The following is a 22,957-nucleotide window of genomic DNA, read 5'->3' as shown; positions in this document are numbered from 1 at the left end:
CGGCTAGCGCCTTGCCGCTGACGTTAGGGGTGGGAATGGAACGGCGATGCAAGTGTGCACCAGGGCGATCTAACCGACCTTGGAATCCAACAAAGGCTTGATCGGCTGACCTTCGCTGCGTGCCAGCGGTCGTCCGATCGGCGTGATCAATTCCTCGGCGGGATCAATTCCCAAGACGTGCAAAATCGTGGCATGCAGATCTCCGACCGTAACCGGATCGCTGATGTCGCGTTTGGGATGCGCCGGATCCAACTTGGGTTCGCTTGCCGTCGCGCCGTACACAAATCCGCGGCGAATGCCCGCGCCGGCCATCAGAACGCTGAATCCGTGGGGCCAGTGATCCCGTCCCTCGGCCGGATTGATCCGAGGCGTCCGGCCGAATTCACCGGCGCATACGACCAACGTCGTCGACAACAGGTCTCGTTGTTCCAATCGACGCAGCAGCGACGCCAAGGCGGGATCCAACGTTTCACAGGCGGATGACTGCAACGTGTGATTGGTGACGTGTGAATCCCATCCGCCCAAGTTCACTTCCACGCAACGCACGCCGGTTTCGATCAAACGTGTGGCCGCCAAACAACCACGTCCGAACGGCGTGTCGCCAAAGGCCTCCAGCTCCGATGCACTTTCTTGTGTCACATCAAAAGCGGTCAATTGCTCGCTGGACATCATCTGTAACGCCGCGTCGGTGGACCCACGGTGCAACGTACGCGCGGTTTCCAAATCGGCCAAACGTCCGCGGGCAAAATTCTTTTCCACCACATCCATCAAATCGCCGATGCGGGCATCGTACCGTTCGGGATCGACCCGCCGCTGGACATCGGTCACCGGCCCGGCAGGATCGTTGACTTTGAAGGCGTCGAATTTTCCGCCCAAGTATCCCCCGCGGCCTGGCGAATTGCCGGGCAGGATGCAAACGTGCCGTGGCAAGTCGAACGCTTGGGAATCATGTTCGCACAGAATCGCGCCGATCGACGGGTGGGTCAGCGTCGGGTCGGGACGATAGCCGGTTTTGACTTGATAAATCGCGCGGTGGTGTTCGCCTTCATTGCCCACCACGCTGCGGACCAACGATGCCAAGTGCATTTGCGTGGCGGTTTGCGGCAGCAAGTCGGAAATCTGGATTCCCTTGGCCGTGGTTTTGATTGCCCCCACATCGCCGCCGTACGAGGTCCCCGGATGTGGATCGAACGTTTCCAGTTGGCTGGGGCCGCCTTCCATCCACAGCAAAATGACGCTGCGCGGGCGCGACGGATCGATCCGCCCCGATGCTTCGGCCGCCGCCAATGCACGAGCGATCGGCGTCAACATCGAAGCCCCGCTGAATCCGGCTCCCAGCAAACCCGCCCCCAGCAACGTGCGGCGGTGGCAATGCAATTCGGGTCGGCAAAAGCGATTGAACATCGGGTGATCCGTCAGTGGTTCCAAGCAAATTCGCTGCTATTGAGCAGCGTCCAAAACAAATCTTCGATCGCGCCACGTCGATAATCTGTGGCGTCCAGCCGCGCGACAAAGTGATCGCTCTCTTCCTGGTCGGGCGGCCGGTTCAAGACACACCAGTAAGCATTGCGGACGATTTCGTCGTCATCACCGCTGAACATCAACACGTGGGCGGACGCATTAAGCACGGGGTTGTAGTCGACCGATTCGTCCACCAGCTTTCCGTTCAGCATCACCAAACGCTGGCTGATCGTCGTGGCGTCGGCGGCGAATTCGTCTTCGCCACGATCGCCGTAACGTTTCAAAAAGTCGTTCGTTCCGCCAAACTTTTGCAATTGGACAAGGAAGGAACTGTCGCGATCAATCGTGTGAACCCGCGAGCTTTGAATGACGCTGCCGGCAATCTGTTCGGGACGCAGTCGAACGAGCGGAAAGACGGCACCGGCCGCATCGTGACGCGCGGTCACGTGAAATCCCGCTCGACTGTCGACGCGAAATTCGTCCGACATCACGATCGCCGCGATCAGCCGACGAAGATCGAAACCGTTGGCGATGAAGTCATCGACCAAGATTTTTGTTTCCGCATCCATCGGTTCGTCCAGCGGCAGATTGTCGACGCTTTCCCCACGAGCGCGACCGATTAACAACGCCCACACATGACTGACCGCCGAACGAGCCGCTTGTCGGTTTTCCGGTGACGTCAACCAAGTTGCCAAACGCCGTCGCGGGTTTCCCGATTCCGGCATCCAGGCTTCGCCAAACGGCACCGCCGCCGGGACGCTTTCTTCTTGTTCGCTGTCCAAGTACTTGTACTGGTAATCGACCGGACCGTTGCGAACACCTTGCAGCCCGTTGGAGCGTGCGGCGGTGAAGAACGCGGCCAGTTGATGAAAGTCTTGCTGGGTGCCGAATCGCAAGTCATCCGCGTCCCCCAACGAAACGTTTCCCAAAAAATCGTCGTGACACTGCAAACAATCGATTCGCAATCCCAGGAACACACGCGACGTCCGCGCGGCCAAGCGGATCGGATCGGGACCATCATCCCCACTGTCGTAGGTCACGGTGTAAAAGTTGACTTCCGGCCGGTCGGTCCACAGACCTTCGGCGGTGATCAAATCGCGGACGATGCCGTCGTAGCGGCGGTTGGATGCAAACTGGTCGGCCAGCCAATGCCGAAAGCGACGACGGCGGAACACCAAGAAAGGTCCCTCTTCGGCGCCGACCAAAAACCGTGTGTAACGCTCCGCCCAATAATCATGGTGTCGCGTGCTGGACAAAAGATTGCGCAGATGACGTGCCGTCCGCTCCGATTCGGGCAACGACTGTAATTGGCGGATCTCCTGCATCGACATGCCGGTTCCGACCAGCGACAGTGACAGGCGTCGGCAAATCGTGGTCCAGTCCGCAACGCCGGCCGATTCCAAATCCAAGTCAGCCAAACGAGTCGCGCGAGCCTGGTTCAGCCGCAGCACGACGTCGCGAAGATCGGCGGGCAATCCCGCCAGTGGGTCCGGCGACGAGGCCGATGGCATCAGCGATGCCGGGGAAACATTTTTTGGTTCGGTCGCAACGGGCGACGGCGGTACGGTCAGGCCCGACAACAGATACAGCGCGGCCAGGAACAGGACCGCGGTCAACCACATCCAGCGTAGTGCGACGGCGGAGGTGTGCCGGATCGTGGGCATGATCGTCGACCGTGGATGAAAGGAGATGCGTGATGGTTGCGAACGCCGATTCGTTCCGTTGCACTCTATCTTGGTGAAATTCTTCTCGGCTTGCAAAATCGGTCGATCGATGGCGGGGTCGACGGCACGCTATGCTTTGGCGGATACCCTTTGCCGATTCCGACCATTTGACGACGACCACGCATGACTTCCCCATCATCGACCGATCCGTTTTACGAAGCCTATGACCGCGACGACGTCGCGTACGGCATGACGGCTTCGGCGATGCTGTCGGCCTATTTGAACCAAGTCGGCGGCGAAGGCGACGTGTACGACTTGGCCGCCGGTGCCGGTCGCGACACGATCGCGTTGGCAAAATCAGGCTTTCATGTCACCGCAATCGACATCAGCCAGCGTGGCTTGGATCGAATCGCCGAGCGATCGGCGACCGACGGATGTCACGAGAACGTCAACGTGATCTGCAGCGATGTTCGCGACGTCGATTTTCCGACCGGGACGCTGGCGGGCGTCGTCGCCACCACGATGCTGGATCACATTCCCGCCGCGGATGCCCAGGTCGTGTGGGATCGGATCTGTGGATCACTTCGCGGCGACGGATTTTTGTACGCCGAAGTCCACACGACCGAGGACCCGGGATGCGATCAACCGCCGGGGTGCGACAGTTCCCGCCCGGTCAGCGAGACGGCGTCGGCCGTGGTGAATTATTTTCGCCCGAACCAATTGGCCCAGTGGGCGGTGCGGCCGGAATCGGGTCTGCGGATCTTGCAGTACGCCGAACGCATCGAGTGGGATTACACACACGGGCCGGAACATGCCCATGGCAAAGCGGTCTTGCTGGCGGTGCGTGACGGGCATCACCCGGATTGGCTGGGTCAGCCGCCGGCGTTCCCTCGCCGCCCGCGGCCGCAAGCGTGACAACGTCGCGGGCCCGAACGCACTCGTCCTGGTACGAATCGTCTGACTGAAATTCGCCTTACTTGAATTCTTCGTCAAAGGCGGAAAAGTCGTCCGCCACGGCTTCTTCGCCGACCGGTTCACCGAACTCCGCCGGTTCGTCCATTTCGTCGGCTTCCGCTTCGAACACCTCTTCCTCGGCGACCGGTTCTTCTTCGGCCACCGGGCCCAGGGCCTCACGCCGTTTTTTGTTCTCGATCGCATTGACGACCGGCACCGAAGCGGCGATGGCGACGATCAGGATGGTCCAGAAGATGAAGTAGATCATGGATGATTCGACGAGAAGAATCGGACGATGCGACGGCACGGCGGGAGCAGCAACGCCATCAAGAATAATCAAGCGCCGGCCGAATTTCGCATCCGACAGCGGTCAAAACGGCAACGTTTTTGGCGACCGACGGTGACGATTGTCGCGAATGCACCGGTCGGTCAACGTCGACCAGGTTCGTACCGACCCGGCGGCTATTTGTCGGCCCAATAGTCGATCACGACGACCTTGTCCAAATGCGGCTTCAGCACGCCGACGAATTCCTTGTGGGCGGGGTGCGGCAGGTACTTTTCCCGATCTTCTTCGCTTTTGAAGCTGACCAGGAAGCAGTGCGTCAGGCCCTCGTTCAAGCCTTCGGGGCTGTTGTTGGTGCCGTATTCAAAGTCCGCGATTTCGGGGATCCGCTTGGGCAAGGCACGAAAGGCGTCGACGACGCTTTGGACGTCACTGTCGCTGCTGGAATCCTTGAATTTGAACATCACGACGTGACGCAGCGTGCCTTTTTCCATTTTCTCTGATCCCGGTTCGGCGTCGGCGGTCATCATGCCGGCAACGGCCAACAAAGCCAACGCGGTCAGAGCGGTGCATCGACGACGAAGGTTGGTGTTCATGGTGTGGAAACTTGAATTTTCGGTGGGGTGGGCGGAAGGCGGGAAAATCGTTCCCGTGACATCGAAACGATTCTATCGCATTCTAATCGCCGCCAAACGCCACGAGCAGCGGATGATTCTGGGCGGGCATTTCGCCACATCGCCGTCGAATCGCCGCCCCGGATCTGCACTGGGGCCCGTTTCGGCCCACGCTTTGAAAATCGTCGCGTTTCGCTCCGCGAATGCAGCGTAAGAGGATTAACAAGGCACTGTTTATCAATTGGTAACCCGAAGCGTCAGCGAGGGGCCGAAGTTATTCATTCATCAAGAATCCTTCGCTGACGCGTCGGGTTACCGTCTTCCTTGGCCTTCGTGTTGAATTGATAAACAGTGCCTAAATTTCGCCGCGAAAGAGAAACGTGATCCCGAAATGTGTTCGATTAGCAGCACGGAAAAGGAATCACTTGGATCACTAACGCTACTTTTCGCTTCGCGAGAGGCGACTTTGGTCGAACCTTAGGTCTCGTCCAGGGTGACGCCGATCTCCATCATCTCGCGATCGCTGAACACGTCCCCCAAGATGGAGGCCTGTTGAGGGTTGCTGGATTTCAGCTTGCTGATCTGGTTGGTCAGCCGTTGACGCAGCGTGGCCAGACTGGTGCTGTCGCCGCGCGCTTTGGCGACTTGCGACCGCAAAATCAATGCGGTCACTTGATAAATCCCACGCAAACTGGGGTCCGCCAGCATCTGGTCCAACACCCGGTCGGCTTCGCGATACTGTTTTTGTTCGATCAAGTATCGGCCCAACTGGATCCGCGCGCGGTTGGCATATTCCTGGTTGGTCGCATTCAGTTCCGGCGGGAAATACTCCATCACTGCTTTCCATCCGGCGGCGTCGCTGCGGCGGACCGCTTCGATCCACTGTGCTTCGACCGATTCCGCTTGGACGACCTCGGTCGGGCTCAGCAGAGTCGCCACGTCCGGCCGCGGGCTTCGCGCCGCCATTGCGATGCCGGCCACGGCGGCGATCAAGGGCAGCCCCACACAAGCGGCGATTCGCAACATCCGGCGTCGCTGTCGGCGGCGGGCCAGCGCCGACGCACGCTGCAGCCGAGTCGTCGCGGCGACCGCCCCACCGGACCAGCCGCCGGATCCTTCGCCGGTTTCGCTGCGGATCACGTCCAGCATTTCCGACGCCGACTGGAACCGGTCCTCGGGCATCTTGCTGATCAGCCGTCCGATCACGGTCACCAGCCAAGGCGGCAAGTCGTCGCTGCCGCGGGCCTTGTCGATCGGCGGCGGCGTTTCATGCAAGTGCATCACGGCCAGCGCCAACGGATCTTCCGCTTCGAACGGCGGTCGCCCGGTCAGCAAGTGGTACATCGTCACGCCCAGCGAATACAGGTCGCTGCGGGAATCGACCTGTCGCCCCTGGATCTGTTCGGGGCTCATGTAACGCGGCGTGCCCAGGGTCAGCCCGGCCTGGGTCAGTTCCGCATGGCTGCGTCCCGGCTCGGGGCCCAGACGTGCCAGCCCGAAATCGGCGACTTTGATTTCACCCCGCGACGAATGCATGATGTTTTCGGGCTTGATGTCGCGGTGCGTGATCCCCGCTTCGGCCGCCACTTCCAAAGCCTGGCCCACGGCCATCAAGACGCGAACGCCCTCGTCGGCGTCCAATGGCCCACGCCGATCCAAGTGCTCCCGCAAGTTCGCACCGTCGATCAATTCCTGTGCGATGAAGTACTGGTCCTCCACCTGTTTGACGTCATACACACCGACGATGTTGGGATGATTCAACTTGGCCGCCGCGGTGGCTTCCCGGCGAAAGCGTTTGACGTACGCTTCGTCCATCGCGAACTGTTTTCGCAGCACTTTCAACGCCACGTCGCGATTCAGACTGAGCTGTTTCGCGGCGTACACATCGGCCATGCCGCCTCGCCCCAGTTTGCGAAGCACCTGGTATTCGCCCAACCGGCATCCGACCAGACTGGCCGATGACTTGGATGGTTCAGCCGACGTCACACGTGGCCCCGCTTGCGTTTGATCCGGGTCGGTCGGCGACAGATCGCTGGGGGTTTCCATTGGTTCCGGGTGGCTGCCCTGATCTTCCGTGGGATCGTCGGCGGGATTCATGAAGACTTCTTCGACTAGGACGGAACGAGCAGCGAGAGCGGGGCGGCGAATGGCGGGCCGTGTCGGAACGGCATGCGATCAACGGGAAGGCGAATTCGCGACCGATGGCTAGGTGGACGCCGGCGGCCGCGTCGACGCGGAAACGGATGCGTTGGCCGCGTCGGGTGATCGGGCCGCGTCGGGTGAGCCGGCCGAATCAGGCGCGGGGATCTGAACCAACGCCTGGTTCAGATTACCGCTGCGCAGCCCTGTCGGTTCGACCGTGACAAACTGAAAACCGATTTGGACTAGCTTTTTCGACATTTCATCCGCCAATTCGGTACCGGCCAAGCGGGGCAATTCTGGCCTCGGAACCTCCACGCGAGCCAGGCCACCGGGGTGCAGTCGAACCCTTAGGTCGGAAAACCCTTGCCGGCGCAACCAATCTTCGGCCGATTCCACCATCGCCAAACGTTCGGGCGTCACCGACACACCGTAGGCCAGCCGGCTAGCCAAGCACGGCGAAGCGGGCAAATCAGCGTTTTCCAGCCCGAAATGATTGGCAACCTGACGCACCATCGCCTTGCCGATCCCCAGGTCGGCCAGCGGTGTGACAATGTCGTGGTCCCGGCCCGCTTGGATGCCCGGTCGGTAATCGCCCAAGTCGTCCGCATTGGTCCCCGACAAAATCGTCGCACCACCCTGGGGTGCCATCACACGGCGGATGTGGCCCAACGAGTCGTACAAGTTCGTCTTACAGTGAAAACAACGCCGGGCGTCGTTGCGGACGTAATCGGGATCGTCGATCTCTCCCGTTTCCACCCACCGATGATCGATGCCGATCTGTGCCGCGATGCGAACGGCCAAGTCGCGTTGCCAAGCCGGGACGCTGGGTGACACCGCAGTAACGGCGATCGCATCGGCGGCCGAACGATGCGCCGCGGCGGCCACCACGCTGCTGTCGACGCCGCCGGAAAACGCGACGATCACGTGCCCCAAATCCCCGATCCGCTGGACCAAGGCGTCCGCAGTCACCCGCGTATCGCGATCGATGGTGTCCGTGGGGGCTGTCATTTGATTTCGATGGTCATGCTGTGGGACGTTCACGCGAGTTTTGATCGTCAGTTCGGTTCGGCGTTTTCGGCCGACGCCTGCGAACCACCCCGCGTATCGACACGGACGAAAAATCCCGCATCCAATCGTCGCCCCTGCTGGTCCGTTAATTGTGACCTTCCCGTCCGGATCATGCCACTGTCATAGCCGTGTCGGATCAAAAAGTCCTTCACCGCATGCTGGTCCACTTGGGGTGAATGTCCCGTGATCAACAAACGATGCCCGTCAGGCTGGGCCAGTTGTAAACAATCATCCAGCAAAGGCCACAGATCACGTTCGATCCGCCAAGCCTTGCCGCCCGGAGCATGACCATACGCCGGCGGGTCCAAAACGATCGTGTGATAGTGACGCCCACGCCTGACTTCACGTGCGGCAAACTTCGCGGCATCGTCGACCAAGTATCGAATCGGCCAATCCGTCAAACCATTGATCACCGCGGCCCGACGTGCGGTCGCCACGTTGGGCTTGGCCGCATCCACATGGGCCACCGCAAACCCGGCGGTCGCCAACGACATCGTCGACGCGCCGGTGTAGGCAAACAGGTTCAGCGCGGCCGGACGATCGCCCGCCGACTCCGGTGCATCCGCGTGTTCGCGGCCATCTGATTCCGACAACTCATTGCACCGGAGCATTCCTGGCGACATCAGCCATCGCCAATTGTCTTGCTGTTCGGGGAACAGACCGATGTGCCCAAACGGCGTCGGCGTCACGGGCATTTGGAAACCACCGCAATCGGCCAGCAACTCATCAGGCCACGGTCGATGATGCTTCCACCTGCGACGATCTGGATCGAACACCGATTCGGCGTTGGCCCAAACGTCGGGGTCGGCCGGACGGATCCCTTCGGCCGCCGGGGACGGACGGTTCAGCCAGCGACCGGCAATACGCTCGAGTTTTCTGCCGCGCCCGAAGTCGATCAATTGATAGGGACCGCCGCGATGATTCAAAGGGTTGTCGATCGGTGAAAGGGAAACGAGCGTTATCGACGGATCACGGGCCGGATCGTCACGCCGACGCCGCAGAAACAGACTAAACGAATCGGCGAAACGGATCAGCCGCCGGTCGGTCCGGCCTGGATGACTTGCCCACGACGCGGACGAACGGTCGGTTCGGCAGCCCCCGACGGTGGCTCGGGTTGATCGCCGCCGCCCGGTTTTTTCGCCGACTTGGCGGGCGTTTTTTCAGACGGCGTTTTTTCGGCAGGCATTTTCTCAGACGGCGACTTGGCCGAAACCATCTTCACCATCGCCTCTTTTTCCGCGGCCACGATCGGTTCCGCTTTGGACGCGTCGCCGGCAATCATTTCCACCCCACTGTGATTGGGGTCCAACGCAGGCCAACCGTCGTCAAAGCGGACTTCAGCGGTGTAGTCCACCGGAGGTCGATCAAACATTTCCGGACCGGCCCCTTTGTGGTGACGTCTGCCGAAACGGATCAGCTTGCTGCCGGCCAGCTTCGTGTCGTCGCGGATCGTTCCACTTTGGAACGGACCGACGCCCAGCACCCAAGTGTCTCGTGCGGTCGCCGATGATTGTCGGATTCCAGATTGCCACACCGCTTTGCGGGTCTTGCGATCGTACGCAAAGGCGGCAATCTTCGCCGCCCCCTCGCGGGCTTCGCGTCGTGCGACGCTGATTTCAGGCAATGTCGGAACCGCCGGCGCACTGGACACCAACGACGCGGCACTAGACAGCACATTGTTTTCCGGTACCCCGTACGTCATCCGATGATCGTCGGATCCCAGGGTCCCGATACGGGCTTCGATGATCAAGTCCGCTTCGTTGGCCGAATCTTGCATCAGACAGCCCGCCGCAACGATTTGCTGACGCAGCGAACTGGTGACATAGTCGGCGTTGACGAAATCGGCCCCTTTGACCGACCGCAAATAACTGGTGTCTAGATAGACCTTTTGCCCACTGAGCGGCCGGAAATCGATGGTCGATACGCTGCGGTCGACGGCGTCGCTGAGGACCAGTTGTTCCGTCGCCTGGTAATCGCGGGTGGTGCCGCATCCGAACGTTGCAACGATCAGGATGCCGCAAATCCACCAGACAAGCCGACCGCCAAGGCGATCAGGGTTGCAAGTTCGACGTCGTCGAAAGGTGGACATGCCAATGCGAATTCGGGCGGGAAATGCAATCTGGGGAAGGAAGGTATGGTCCGAAATAGAAGATTCGCCGGTTCGCAGCAAGACCTGTGCAGGGCCGCAGACTCTGCCCCCGTCCGCGTGTCATCTCGTCCACCCGTCATCCCGTTTACCTGTAATCCTGCCCACCTGCCGAACTGCCCGCCTTTTAAGCCGCACAGGTGTCGGCCGCTTCGGCCAACAGATCGACCGCGCGGTCGATTTGGTCGCGGCTGGTCGTCCACCCCAGACTGATCCTCAGCGTCCGGTTGACTTCGCTATCGCTGCACCCGATGGCTTTCAAAGCCCGTGTCATCTCGTCGGGCGGCGATTCGCTGCGTGCGGTCGCGATAACCAGTGTCCGAGCGATCCGCTGGACCGCTTTGGCGTTGGCATTCAACTGGACCGACACCGTGTTGGGCAGCCGTTCCGCGTCTTCGGCAATCACCGACATGGCGTCCGGCATCGCCGACTGCAGCCCCGCGACGAACCGATCCCGCAATTCCGACAAATTGTTTGCCGCATCCACACAGCATCGGGCGGCCAAATTCGAAGCGGCCCCCAACCCGATCAGCGACGGGATATTCTCGCTGCCCGGACGCAGCCCCATTTCTCGCGGATCGCCGAACATCATCGGGGAAAGGTCCAGCCCACGGCGGACATACAACGCCCCGACGCCCTTGGGCCCGTACATCCGATGTCCCGAGATGGAAACCGTGTCGGCCCGCAATTGGACGACGTCGACCGGCATTTTCCCGAAAGCCTGGACACCGTCGCAGTGCAGCGGAACGCCGTGGTTGTGACAGCGATCGGCGATTTCGCGGACCGGTTGAACGACGCCGGTCGTCGCGTTGGCCAGTTGCACACAAACCAGTCGCGTTTGGCCCGGTCGAATTCGACTTTGAACCTCGTCCGGATCGACCCAGCCGCTGCCGTCACAGGGCACCACTTCGACGTCCCAACCGCGTTGTTCCAGCTTTTCGCTGGTCATCGTCACGGCGTCGTGTTCCACCGCGCTGATCAGCAAGTGTCCCGCTTGGTGATCGCCCGCGACGCCCAAAACCCCCAAATTATTGGCTTCGGTGCCGCCGCTGGTGAAAACGACCTCAAACGGATCACATCCGGCCAAAATCGCGACACATTCACGAGCGTGCTCGACCGCCTCCCCGACCGCTTGGGCCTGCGGATGCTCCTGGCCCGGCAACATGAAATGCTCGGCCCAAAAGGGCTGCATCGCTTCCAAAACCGACGGCGCGATGGGCGTGGTCCGGTTGAAGTCCAGGTAAATCAAATCAGTGAACAGATCAGCAAGGTGCGCGGCAGAGATGGAAAAGGCCGGCCAATGACGAATGTTTGCGAGACCTTCATGCGTTCCTCAGGTTAATTACTTCACAAGACGCATTCATGGGTCGGTGGGTCAGGATTGACCGGATTCGGCAAGATCTGACGGCCCAGGTCGTGATGATCCGCAGTGTCGTCATTTCGATCAAGCTTGGAGCGATCAAATCGACGAATCGCCAGAAATCCTTAAGGGATTGATCGAGGGCAATATTTGCACCCAAAGGCGATATCGGTGATAATGCTTGCAGAGCTCGACGATACGGCAGGTCCGGATTCGGCGCTCGCCTCTTTCCTCGCCCCTTCTCTCGCTGGAAGCGCCCCCATGAACCTTAAACGCACCGGATTTACCCTGGTGGAACTGCTGGTGGTGATCACCATCATCGGCGTCTTGGCCGGCCTGTTGCTGCCCGCCGTCCAATCGGCCCGTGAAGCCGCCCGTCTGGCCCAATGCGGAAACCAAGTCAAAAACTTGGCTCTCGCCGCGATCCAATACGAAAACAACAAGGGCGAAATGCCCGGTTGGTGCATGAAGTTCGGTGACTTCGCCGGCGGTGTGAACCCCAGTGATCCGGATGCGGGCGTCAGCCCGGCCCACCAAAAGGTCGGCACCTGGGCGGTCGGCTTGCTGCCCTACCTGGACGGCCAACCGATTTACGAAGTGTGGAACGAAGACAAGTACCCGGTCATCGGTCCCGGCAGCCCCGAAAACCCGTCGTCCACCGGCGAATCGGGCGAAGGTTACACCGCCAGCGCGGCCCCGAACCTGCCGATTTTCCAGTGCCCCAGCAGTCCCGTCATCGTGGGCGACCACGGCCGTAACAGCTACATCAGCAACAACGGTTTCCACCCCCAAGACCTGCAAGGCAACTTCGTCAACGTCGCGCACACCAATGCCAACGGCCCGGCGGCGACCTTCGCCAGTTCGCAAGAACGTGCCAACGGCGTCTTCACCAACAAATTTGCCGGCGCGACCAACTCCGCCACCGGCGACCGTGTCCGCATGGACGACTTCAAAGATGGTGCGGGTAACACCGTTCTGTTCAGCGAAAATCTGCAAGCCATGCCCTGGCACCGCGCCGGCTTGATGGGCCAAACCGATCTGACCAACGCAAGCTTGGAATACGACCCGTTCAGCCGATACACCAACGGCATGGTGTATTGGTACGCGGATGATAACCCGACCAATTTCCCGGGTGCGATCTCGCTGAACGGTGCCAATTCGATCTTGAAGGTCAACGGTGGCGACCAAAGCGGTGACAAGTTCAACATTGAAATGCCGAAAGTTCGCAACGCTCAAAATCTTATCCGCGCCGCCCAACTGGCCCGTCCCTCATCGGCTCACGTCGACGGCGTCCAAATGGGTTTCGCCGATGGCACCGTGCGATTCATCGCCGAGGGCATCGACTATCGCGTCTATCAGGCCTACATGACCACGCGTGGCAAAAGCAGCGACGTGCCGTTCAACGAATTCATTCCGAAGGGCCAAGCCCTGTAGGGTTTGCAGCCTGTCCCGACAAACGACGATCCCTTTCGGTCCACCGACCGAAAGGGATTTTTTGTGAGCCGCGCGGCGCTAGCCGCGGATTTGGGAGCACCTTCGGAAAGGCATCGTCTCGGCGGGCGCTACTTTCGGCGGAGCGAAAGGCGACTTTGTGAGCCGCGAGGCGCTAGCCGCGGGTTCCGCTATTTCGCCAACGCAACCCAACGCCTACACATTCAGCCCAGCATCACCTTTACCCTCCCGAACGCTACTTTCGGCGGAGCGAAAGGCGACTTTGTGAGCCGCACGGCGCTAGCCGCGGGTTCCGCTATTTCGCCAACGCAGCCCGACGCCTAAGCATTCAGCCCAGCATCACCTTCACCCTCCCGAACGCTACTTTCGGCGGAGCGAAAGGCGACTTTGTGAGCCGCACGGCGCTAGCCGCGGGTTAGCCCATTTCGGCAATGCAGCCCGACGCCTACACATTCAGCCCAGCATCACCTTCACCCTTTCGCCCAGCTACTTTCGGCGGAGCGAAAGGCGACGTTGGCGACCGCCAGTTAGGACGGGCCTTCTACCAACGGTGTTCGGGGCGATCCAAGATCTCGCGCAGCAAAATCGCTTGGCGCATTCCTTGGGGCGAACGCAGCATCGCCATCAACTGGTCCGGATCCACGACCTTGCCGTCGCCGATGGAATCGGTGGAGGTATCGACGACGTTTGCCGATTTCTTAGCCCGCTTGGCCGTCTCCGCCGCGATCTTCTCCGCCCGTTTTTTGGCCTGTTCGATCCGACGTCGACGTTCCTGATACTGTTGTTGATCCGAAGGCGTCTCCACGACCTCGCCCACGATCACTTCATCGACCAAATCTGAATCGTCCAGTTCGCGAGTCTCGCGTTCGCGGCGACTGTCGGTGTACTCCGGCGCGGACCGCGTGGGGCGTGGGTTCGCATTTTTCGCGGCCGCCGCTTTGGCTTGCCGTTTCGCCGCGGCGCGTTTCAGAAAGTCTTCCAGGTCACCGGCCATCGGACGTCTCCTAGGCGGTCAGCCTACTTGTACTGCTCGGGCGTTTCCCGTTGTCCGCCGCCGGCGATCGCTTTACGCATTTCCGTGTCGGCGTTGACGTTTTGCAGTTTGTAGTAATCCAGGATATTCAGTTTGCCGGTTCGAAACGCGTCGGCCATCGCTTCGGGAACCGCCGCCTGGGATTCGACAACCTTCGCGCGGCTTTCTTCGATCTTCGCCTGCATTTCCTGTTCTTCGGCGACTGCCGCGGCGCGTTTGCTTTCGGCGTTGGCGCGGGCGACCTGCGTGTCGGCTTCCGCCTGATCGGCCTGCAAGCGAGCCCCAATGTTGGCCCCAACATCGATGTCGGCGATATCGATCGAGACGATTTCGAACGCCGTTTGGCTGTCCAATCGCTTGGCCAACACGGCTTTACTGATCACGTCGGGGTTTTCCAACACTTTCTTGTGCGACGCGGCGCTACCGATCGCGCTGACGATGCCTTCGCCCACTCGTGCGATGATGGTTTCTTCGGTCGCACCACCGATCAACTGTTGCAAGTTGGCCCGCACGGTCACCCGTGCTTTGACCTTCAGCTGAATCCCATCCTTGGCGACCGCGTCCAGTGACGGCTTGGCGGCACCGCGGGGCGGACAGTCGATGACTTTGGGATAGACACTGGTCTGGACCGATTCCAGCACGTCACGGCCGGCCAAGTCGATCGCAGTGGCTTCGCGGAACGTCAACGAAATCGTTTTTGCTTTCCGAGCGGCCACCAACGCACGCACGACTTGCTGGACGTTACCGCCGGCCAAGTAATGAGCCTCGATCGCTTCGGTCGTCATTTCCGGGTCATCCAAACCGGCCTGGGTTGCCATGATCTTGCTGCGGACGATCGACCGCGGATTGACCTTTCGAAAGGTCATCCCAATCAAGTTCCACATCGAGACGCCGGCCCCGGTCAACTGGGACTGGATCCACAGGCCGAAGTAGCTGGCGAAGACGAACAAGGTCACCATGAAGATGACAAACAGGACCAGGGCACCGACAAGGGCGCCACGGGTCAAGTTGTTGACTTGGGCCAGTTCGAACAGAACGGCTTGCGGTGGCATGATCGATGCCACGTCGAAACCGGGGATCGCGGCAAGCGAGCGGGTCACAGATGGCGAAACGGTTTCCAGCGGCATCAACACGGTGGGTTAATCCTCAAGGACTTCGGATTCGCGGGCTTTGGCCAAGTCGTTGACCTGAGCCTCGAATTTCTTGGTCAGCTCCTGGACGTCATCTTTCAGTTTGTCGCGATCGTCCTCGGTCATGACCTTATCCTTTTCGCCCTGGTCAGCCGCTTTGTTGGCATCACGGCGAATATTTCGGATCGAAATCTTGGCTTCTTCGGCCAATTCCTTGATCCGAGAGACCATTTTCTTACGGACTTCGGTCGACAACGGCGGGACGTTCAACCGCACGACGCGGCCGTCACTTTGCGGATTCAGGCCCAGTTCGCCCGCGACGATCGCTTTCTCAATCTCTTTGATCGTCCCGGCATCGTAGGGACGGATCAAGATCTGTTGTGGCTCGGGGACGCCGATCGACGCCAGCTGTTTCAATGGCGTTTGCGAACCGTACACCTCGACCTTCAGCGAATCGACCAAGCCCGGAGTGGCCCGACCGGTGCGAATTCCCGAAAGGTTGTTGCCCAGCACGGAGACCGCCTTTTCCATGCGTTCTTCGGCGTCCATCAAAATCTCGTCGGTGCTCATCGTTTCTCAGTCGTCTTCCTGTGGTGGGGGCTTCCTGGGGCGTTCCGTGCTTTGGCAGCGGATCGTCAATATATCCCATTGCGCCGCCGGCTTGGGATCCGCCCGTGGAGATCAAGCGCACACTGTCGCAGACACTCAAGCTGTCAACAAGCGAGCAACCCCGAGCGAAGCTGCGGCACAATCGCCGGCCTCTGCCCAGCCGGATCGGCGGCCGGGCATCGGCAGGAGGAGGACGCTGCTTTCGGCGGAGCGAAAGGCGACTTTGTGAGCCGCACGGCGCTAGCCGCGGGTTTGGAATGTTTCGCCGACTGACCTGAACCGATTCGGCGGACGCTACTTTCGGCGGAGCGAAAGGCGACTTTGTGAGCCGCAGGGCGCTAGCCGCGGGTTTGGAATCACCGACTGGCCTGAACCGATTCGGAGGACGCTGCTTTCGGCGGAGCGAAAGGCGACTTTGTGAGCCGCAGGGCGCTAGCCGCGGGTTTGGGATGTTTCGCCGACTGGCCTGAACCGATTCGGCGGACGCTACTTTCGGCGGAGCGAAAGGCGACTTTGTGGGCCGCGTCCCGGACGGTCGCTTACAGCTTGACGCGTTGACCGGACTGAGCCGAATCGTAGATCGCGCGGATCACTTCGACGCTGCGACGACCTTCCTGACCACTGATCGACGGCATTCGATTCTCGGCGATCGACGCCGCCAATTCTTCATAGACCTTCGTGTGTCCCTTGTGGTCGATTGCCGATGGGTCGGCCGCACCGCCGCCGGATTCGGTATTGCCTTGCATCGAATCACGGATCTGACGGTCCGCGTCGGTTTCGTCCGCAAAGTCCCACTGGATCAGGTCTTCTTCTTCCAACACGGCCGATCCGTTGCTGCCGGCGATCTCGATCCGCTTCAGCGCGCCGGGATACGCGGTCGTGGTGGCTTCGATCACACCCAAGGCCCCCGACTTGAACTTCAGCGTGGCAACCGCGACGTCTTCCACTTCGATTCGCTCGTGCGTCAGCGTACCAGTCATCGCGCTGATTTCTTCGACGTCACCCATCAGCCAGACCAACAAGTCCACACTGTGGATGGCTTGGTTCATCAGCGCGCCGCCACCGTCCAGCGCCCACGTGCCACGCCAAGCGCCGCTGTCGTAATACTCTTGGCTGCGGAACCACTTCACATAAGCGTCGCCCATCGTGACGGTCCCGAATCGGCCATCTTCCACGGCCTTTTTCATCAGCAGACTGGACTGATGAAAACGACTTTGGAAGGTCACGACCAACTTGGTGCCGGCCTTTTCGCACGCTTGAATGATTTGGTCACAGCGTTCGGTGGTGATCTCCAGCGGCTTTTCAACGATCACGTGCTTGCCCGCCGCGGCGGCCGCCAACGCAGGATCCAGGTGCGCGCCGCTGGGCGTGCAAACCGCGACCGCATCGACGCTGGGATCGTCCAACATGGCTTCGATCGAACCGTGTCCGTTACAGCCGTATTTTTCGGCGAACGCCGTGGCGGCTTCGGGAATGCGATCACACACGGCCGCCAGGTGACAGCCCGCCGCGTCGGCGATGGCTTTGGCGTGAAAGTTGGAGATCATTCCGGCGCCGACGATTCCGATTCCGATACTCATGTTTCTGGACAAGCCGTTCGTTGGGGAAGGGGATGGGGGAAGGATTGCGACGCCAAATCGCGGGGGTGCTGACAAGCGGTCGCCGACGGTCGATCAACCGGCCGATTTCGGCGAAGCGGCATCTTTCGGGTGTCGCATCTTGCCCGCACACGATACTTTTTTTTGTCTCGCACAACACCCAGTGCGTCCTTTCCGTCCCCTGCTCAAGCGACGCGATCGTTTGACCGCAGCCAAGAAAACCAGCCGCCGCGGAAAAACCACCGGCCGTCGCAAACCGGTGACCATCCGCCAACTGTCCGACCTGCCCGCGTTGATCGACGACGCGGCGGGCGTCAGTGTGCGCATGCGCGGGCTGAAACCGGACCAGCCGATGGGTTTCGGCGGTGTTTGGGGCGGCATCCGCGCGTTGTTGGCCGCGGCGATCGCCCGCAGCACGCCTCACATCCTGATGCTGCTGCCCCAAGCGGCCGACGCCGAAATCGTGGCCACCGACGCTCGGTCATTCGGACTGACCGATGCGGTCGCGCTGCCGCTGTCGGCCGGCGACGGCAGCGGCGCGACGATCCGCGACGTCGACTTTGCCGATCGGCTGCAGGTCCTGCAGCGTCTTCGTTCGCGCGACGCCGATTCGCCGGAACCGTTGCTGGTCACCGCGTTCATCGGCGCGGCGATCCAGAAAGTCCCGACGCCACAAAAACTGGCCGACAGCACCCGCACGCTAAAAGTCGGACAGACGCTTGCACCGGAGGACGTGCGGGCTTGGCTGGCCGAAGCGGGCTTTGCCGGCACCACCGCGGTCCAGTTCCCCGGCGAGTTCGCCACACGCGGCGGCTTGCTGGACATCTATTCGCCGGATCAGCCGTTGCCGATTCGCGTGGAATGGTTCGGCGACGAAATCGAATCCATCCGCACGTTTGATCTGTCCAGCCAGCGTAGCATCGAATCGGTCACCGAAATCGAGCTGGCCGCGATCGGTGCATCCACGGCTGACCCGCTGGACGAAACGCCCGCGATGCCGCCCGAACAACAGGGCCCGATCAGCGACTACTTGCCCGCCGACACGGTCGTTGTGGTCGTTGATCCCCAAGGATGTGCGTCATCGGCCGATGCACTGCTGCGCCGTGTGGTCGATCCGTCTCGGTTCGTGACGATGGACGAATTGATCGCGTCGATGACCAGCCACCGTGTGGTCACGGCCGACGATTTCCCCGAAGCGACCGGCGATGAACTGTTGTCGCTGGACGCCGCGTCGGCCGACAGCTTTGCCAGCGAGCTTTCGGAAACCCAAAAGAAAGTCGACACGATCGCGGCCGATCATCACGTGATCGTCGTCGGTGACACGCCCGCCGACGGACAACGGCTGACGGAATTGCTACAGCCCACTCGCGCCGCCGCCGAAGGCCGGTTGCACATGACGGTGGCGGACCTGTCGGGCGGCTTTCGGTTGCCGTCGGCCGGCGCGCTGGTGCTGACCGGCGCCGAACTGTTTCACCGCAGCCCCGTGCGTCGGGGCAAGACGCGGGCACGCGGCAAGCCGATCCAGAATTTCTTGCAACTGCAAGTCGGCGATCTGGTCGTGCACCTGTCCCACGGGATCGGTCTGTATCGCGGGCTGCGTCAGATCGAAAAGAACGGCCAGCACGTCGAACACCTGACCATCGAATACGACGGCGGGACGAAGATCTACGTGCCGGCATCACGGATCGGTCTGGTCCAAAAATACATCGGCGGATCGAAGACCCGACCACGGCTGGCCAAAATCGGCGGCCAGGCTTGGGCCAATCACCGCAAGGCGGCCGAATCGGCGGTCACTGACATGGCCGCCGAACTGATCGAGATGCAGGCCCAACGCCAAGCCCGCCGCGGGATCAGTTTCGACCCCGACAACACCTGGCAACAACAATTCGACGCCAGTTTTCCCTACACCGAAACGCCCGACCAATTGGCCGCGATCGAAGCGATCAAGGACGACATGGAAAGCGCCCGGCCGATGGACCGCCTGATCTGTGGCGACGTCGGCTTTGGCAAAACGGAAGTCGCGATGCGGGCGGCATTCAAAGCCGTGACGTCGGGATACCAAGTCGCCGTGCTGGTGCCGACCACCGTGCTGGCCGAACAGCACTACAACACGTTCCGCGAACGGATGGCGGAATTTCCGATCGAAATCGCCAAGCTGTCGCGGTTCGTTTCGCCCGCCGACACCCGCGCGACGGTCAAGCGGATCGCCAGCGGTGAAGCCGACATCATCGTGGGCACCCACCGGATCGCCGGCAAAGACGTCCGCTTTGCCAACCTGGGGCTGGTGATCGTCGACGAAGAACAACGTTTCGGCGTCGAAGTCAAAGAACGTCTGAAAAATCATCGCAACAACGTCGACGTGTTGACGTTGTCCGCCACGCCGATCCCACGGACGTTGCACATGGCGTTGGTCGGTGTGCGAGACATCAGCAACTTGGAAACGCCGCCGGCCGAACGGATGAGCGTTGAAACGAAGGTCACCCGCTGGGACGACAAGATGGTCCGCAGCGCGATGGTTCGCGAATTGAACCGCGGCGGCCAAATGTTCTTTGTCCACAACCGCATCGGCGACATGCACGAACTGGCCGACCGGTTGCGCAACATTGTACCGGAGCTTCGCATCGGGATCGGCCACGGTCAAATGGGCGAAGGCGAATTGGAACAAGTCATGATCGACTTTATCGATCACAAGTTCGACTTGTTGCTGGCCACCACGATCGTCGAAAGCGGGATCGACATCGCCAACGCCAACACAATGTTCATCGACGAAGGCGACAAGTATGGGCTGAGCGATCTGCACCAATTGCGTGGCCGTGTCGGACGCTACAAACACCAAGCGTACTGTTACCTGTTGGTCAGCCGCCGGAAACACCTCAGCCCCGAAGCCAGCAAACGTCTGCGGGCGATCGAAGATTACAGCCAAATGGGCGCCGGGTTTGCCATCGCGATGCGAGACCTGGAAATCCGCGGCGCCGGCAATCTGCTGGGCAGCCAACAAAGCGGTCACATCGCCGCGGTGGGTTACGAACTGTATTGCCACCTGTTGGAAGACGCCGTTCGGCAAGCCCAAAAGCTGCCGCCCAAATTGTCGGCCGACGTGGACATCGATTTGCCGGTCGAAGCGTATTTGCCCGACGAATACGTGCCCGATCTGCGTCACAAGATCGATCTGTATCGCCGCATGGCCAAGATCGACAACGTCGCGAAGATCAACGAAATCAAAGAAGAATTGGTCGACCGGTTCGGGCCGATTCCTCAGCCGGCCGAGCGGATGTTACAGCTGGTCGAACTGCGTCTGGATGCGGCCGCGTGGCAAATCCATTCAGTCACCAGCGATGCACGATTCATTGTGCTGAACTACGGCAACCGCCGGCAAGTCGAACAATTGGCCGAACGTTCGCCCGTTCCGGTTCGCATTGTCGACCAACGCAAGGCGTACATCCCGACCAAAGATTTCGACATGAGCGATCGGTCGGGCAAAGCGTGGCTGCAATTGGCCCGTGCGGTCCTGTTCAACGGGTAAGCCCCGACGCCATATCCCGGACAACTTGGCGATTGGCCGCCAGACGCTCATTCGACGCCAGACGCTCAAACGTTTTCTGATTTGGCGTCTTCGGCAACGCGGATCGCTTCGACCAGCCGCACGATTTCGGGCACGGCCATCGCTTCGGCACGTGTCGTTTCGTCATGGCCCAGGTCCGCCAACACTTCGTCGACGTCCGCCTTTTCCAACCGGCCTTTCATCGCGCTGACGACGACGCTGCGCAAAAACTTGCGGCGGTGAAAGAACAACGCTCGCGTGGTGTCGTGAAAGTAACGCAAGTCTTCGAAGCTTTCGTAGCGCTGGCGATCCAGATCCAACCGCAAGATTGCCGAATGGACTTTGGGACGCGGCCAGAACACCTTGGGCGACAGCACACGAACCAACGTCGGATCACTGATCGCTTGCAACCACACCGACAGCGCGCCGTAATCCTTGGTCGACGGCACCGCCATGATGCGATCGGCCAATTCTTTTTGAATCGTCACGACGATTCGGTCCGGCGGCGGCGTTTCCAACATCAGATTGCTGATGATCGGCGTCGCCACGTTGTAGGGCAGATTGGCGACCAGCATGAACCTAGCGTTTTCGCCCAGCTGTGACATCGCTTGGCGGACGTTCAACATGATTTCGTCGCGCAGCGTGTTTTTGTTCTTCAGCGCGTCGCCGTGAATCAGTTTGACGTTGGAGCGATCCGCCAATTCTTCACCGGCCAGTTCGAACAAGTGATTGTCGATCTCCACCGACAACACCGCACCGGCACGGTCCGACAGCCGCTGGGTCAGCGATCCCACACCGGTGCCGATTTCCAGCGCCACGTCATCCTTGGTCAATTCGGCTGAATTGGCGATCAGGTCGACCAAGTTCAAATCGATCAAGAAATTCTGGCCGAAACGGCTCAGCGGTTTCAGGCCGGCCGCGGTCAGACGGCGTGACAGATAGGTGGCGGTTTGACGCGACGGTTCGGACAAGAAATTCGTTCCGGGTTTAGAAGGGGTTTCGCAAACGCTGTTTCTTTGGTCCGTCGACTAATCGGATGATTCGCCGGGGACATCGGGGCCTTTGACACCGGTGATCAGGCTGCGCTGGACATACTTCGCCAACACATCGCTTTCCAAGTTCACTTTGTCGCCCACGTTGCGAAATCCCAGTGTGGTGACTTCCAGGGTGTGTGGGATCAAGGCGACGGTGAACGAATCGGGGTCCGCGTCGACCACGGTTAGGCTGACGCCGTCGATCGCGATGCTGCCTTTGTCGGCGATTTGCGAGGACAGTTTTTTCGACACGCCGAATCTTAAAAAAGCCCACGGCGGGTCTTCGCGACGATCCAGCAAGGTGCCCAATTCGTCCACGTGACCTGTGACATAGTGTCCCCCCAAGCGATCGCCGACCGCCAGGGCGCGTTCCAGGTTGACTCGGCTGCCGACCTCTTGGGCCCCCAGGTTGGTTCGGGACAGGGTTTCTTCGCCCGCTTCGAATCCCAACACGCCACCGTCGATGGCGACAACGGTCAAACAACAACCATTGATCGCGACGCTATCGCCGATCGCCGCCCCTTTGGCCAATTCACCGGCGTCGATCGAAAACAGTTTTCCCGGCGGCTGGTCGGTGATTTTTGCAATGCGGCCCAGCGATTCGACGATCCCGGTAAACATCGATTGGATTCCCTAACTGCGTGTGAAGGCTGGTCGGATGGGGCGGGGACGGAGCGTGGCGAAAACACTCGGCAGTGCATCTGGGGCACATTCGGGCGTTTCGTCGGGTGTTCATCCGCAGTCGGATTGGACAGAATGCCGCCGCCCAAGACAACGAGGGCCGGCGCGGAAATGTGCCACCTGCGTCGATCGACGCGGCAGCCCAGCGGACGCGACGCAATCGTGTCGAACTGACCAAACCATTTCA

At 60.6% G+C, this 22,957-nt stretch carries 18 protein-coding genes; 3 read left to right on the top strand and 15 right to left on the bottom strand.

The window, feature by feature from the left end:
* Positions 1-69 precede the first annotated feature (69 nt).
* Together Mal65_RS10800 and Mal65_RS10795 are read right to left on the bottom strand one after the other, a co-directional pair.
* Entirely contained in the window at positions 70-1,404 is a 1,335-nt protein-coding gene (locus Mal65_RS10800) for a DUF1501 domain-containing protein (protein ID WP_145297097.1), read from the bottom strand.
* 11 nt (positions 1,405-1,415) lie between these two features.
* Positions 1,416-3,125, bottom strand: a complete 1,710-nt coding sequence (locus Mal65_RS10795; RefSeq protein ID WP_145297094.1) for a DUF1549 domain-containing protein — start codon at positions 3,123-3,125, stop codon at positions 1,416-1,418.
* A gap of 183 nt (positions 3,126-3,308) precedes the next feature.
* Here Mal65_RS10795 and Mal65_RS10790 point away from each other — a divergent pair, with 183 nt between their 5' ends.
* Entirely contained in the window at positions 3,309-4,040 is a 732-nt protein-coding gene (locus tag Mal65_RS10790; protein WP_145297091.1) for a class I SAM-dependent methyltransferase, read from the top strand.
* Positions 4,041-4,098: 58 nt separating this feature from the next.
* On the opposite strand, the gene Mal65_RS10785 is transcribed toward Mal65_RS10790, so the two are convergent.
* From Mal65_RS10785 to Mal65_RS10755, 7 genes are all read right to left on the bottom strand, one after another.
* Complete coding sequence (locus tag Mal65_RS10785) at positions 4,099-4,347, bottom strand: hypothetical protein (RefSeq protein WP_145297089.1); 249 nt, start codon at positions 4,345-4,347, stop codon at positions 4,099-4,101.
* A gap of 194 nt (positions 4,348-4,541) precedes the next feature.
* Positions 4,542-4,892, bottom strand: a complete 351-nt coding sequence (locus tag Mal65_RS10780) for a Dabb family protein (protein ID WP_145304837.1) — start codon at positions 4,890-4,892, stop codon at positions 4,542-4,544.
* Positions 4,893-5,453: 561 nt separating this feature from the next.
* Complete coding sequence (locus Mal65_RS10775) at positions 5,454-7,073, bottom strand: serine/threonine-protein kinase (RefSeq protein ID WP_145297086.1); 1,620 nt, start codon at positions 7,071-7,073, stop codon at positions 5,454-5,456.
* A 108-nt stretch (positions 7,074-7,181) separates the two neighbouring features.
* Positions 7,182-8,126, bottom strand: a complete 945-nt coding sequence (gene larE, locus Mal65_RS10770) for an ATP-dependent sacrificial sulfur transferase LarE (protein ID WP_145297084.1) — start codon at positions 8,124-8,126, stop codon at positions 7,182-7,184.
* A gap of 47 nt (positions 8,127-8,173) precedes the next feature.
* Positions 8,174-9,112, bottom strand: a complete 939-nt coding sequence (locus Mal65_RS10765) for a class I SAM-dependent rRNA methyltransferase (RefSeq protein WP_165701196.1) — start codon at positions 9,110-9,112, stop codon at positions 8,174-8,176.
* A gap of 104 nt (positions 9,113-9,216) precedes the next feature.
* Positions 9,217-10,275 (bottom strand): DUF6655 family protein, encoded by a 1,059-nt coding sequence (locus Mal65_RS10760; protein WP_196784752.1) that lies wholly within the window; start codon positions 10,273-10,275, stop codon positions 9,217-9,219.
* Between the two features lie 184 nt (positions 10,276-10,459).
* Positions 10,460-11,581 carry a cysteine desulfurase family protein gene (locus Mal65_RS10755; protein WP_145297078.1) on the bottom strand — a complete coding sequence of 374 codons (1,122 nt, stop codon included), beginning with the start codon at positions 11,579-11,581 and terminating at the stop codon, positions 10,460-10,462.
* Between the two features lie 372 nt (positions 11,582-11,953).
* Between Mal65_RS10755 and Mal65_RS10750 the strand changes: the two genes are divergently transcribed.
* Positions 11,954-13,126, top strand: a complete 1,173-nt coding sequence (locus Mal65_RS10750; RefSeq protein ID WP_145297075.1) for a DUF1559 domain-containing protein — start codon at positions 11,954-11,956, stop codon at positions 13,124-13,126.
* Positions 13,127-13,685: 559 nt separating this feature from the next.
* Here Mal65_RS10750 and Mal65_RS10745 read toward each other — a convergent pair.
* The 4 genes from Mal65_RS10745 to Mal65_RS10730 all read right to left on the bottom strand — a co-directional run bounded on the left by Mal65_RS10745 (position 13,686) and on the right by Mal65_RS10730 (position 17,496).
* Positions 13,686-14,138: a hypothetical protein gene (locus Mal65_RS10745; protein ID WP_145297073.1), complete on the bottom strand. Its 453-nt coding sequence runs from the start codon at positions 14,136-14,138 to the stop codon at positions 13,686-13,688.
* 23 nt (positions 14,139-14,161) lie between these two features.
* A complete protein-coding gene (floA, locus tag Mal65_RS10740) occupies positions 14,162-15,229 on the bottom strand; it encodes a flotillin-like protein FloA (protein ID WP_145304836.1) in 1,068 nt (355 codons plus the stop codon).
* An 87-nt stretch (positions 15,230-15,316) separates the two neighbouring features.
* The gene (gene frr / locus Mal65_RS10735; RefSeq protein WP_145297070.1) at positions 15,317-15,877 is read right to left on the bottom strand and encodes a ribosome recycling factor; all 561 of its coding nucleotides are present in this window, start codon (positions 15,875-15,877) and stop codon (positions 15,317-15,319) included.
* A gap of 578 nt (positions 15,878-16,455) precedes the next feature.
* Entirely contained in the window at positions 16,456-17,496 is a 1,041-nt protein-coding gene (locus Mal65_RS10730; protein WP_145297068.1) for a Gfo/Idh/MocA family protein, read from the bottom strand.
* A gap of 370 nt (positions 17,497-17,866) precedes the next feature.
* Here Mal65_RS10730 and mfd point away from each other — a divergent pair, with 370 nt between their 5' ends.
* Positions 17,867-21,037 carry a transcription-repair coupling factor gene (mfd, locus tag Mal65_RS10725; protein ID WP_390621969.1) on the top strand — a complete coding sequence of 1,057 codons (3,171 nt, stop codon included), beginning with the start codon at positions 17,867-17,869 and terminating at the stop codon, positions 21,035-21,037.
* 65 nt (positions 21,038-21,102) lie between these two features.
* Here the strand turns inward: mfd and rsmA are convergent, their stop codons facing one another.
* Positions 21,103-22,026, bottom strand: a complete 924-nt coding sequence (gene rsmA, locus Mal65_RS10720; protein ID WP_145297062.1) for a 16S rRNA (adenine(1518)-N(6)/adenine(1519)-N(6))-dimethyltransferase RsmA — start codon at positions 22,024-22,026, stop codon at positions 21,103-21,105.
* A gap of 57 nt (positions 22,027-22,083) precedes the next feature.
* On the bottom strand, positions 22,084-22,710 hold the full coding sequence (locus tag Mal65_RS10715; RefSeq protein WP_145297060.1) for a riboflavin synthase: 627 nt from the start codon (positions 22,708-22,710) through the stop codon (positions 22,084-22,086).
* Positions 22,711-22,957 lie beyond the last annotated feature (247 nt).

Origin of the sequence: Crateriforma conspicua (assembly GCF_007752935.1) — a bacterium.
Classification (GTDB): Bacteria; Planctomycetota; Planctomycetia; order Pirellulales; family Pirellulaceae; genus Crateriforma; species Crateriforma conspicua.
The sequence above is the reverse complement of the archived record's forward strand: the minus strand, read 5'-3'. Positions and strand labels throughout refer to the sequence as shown.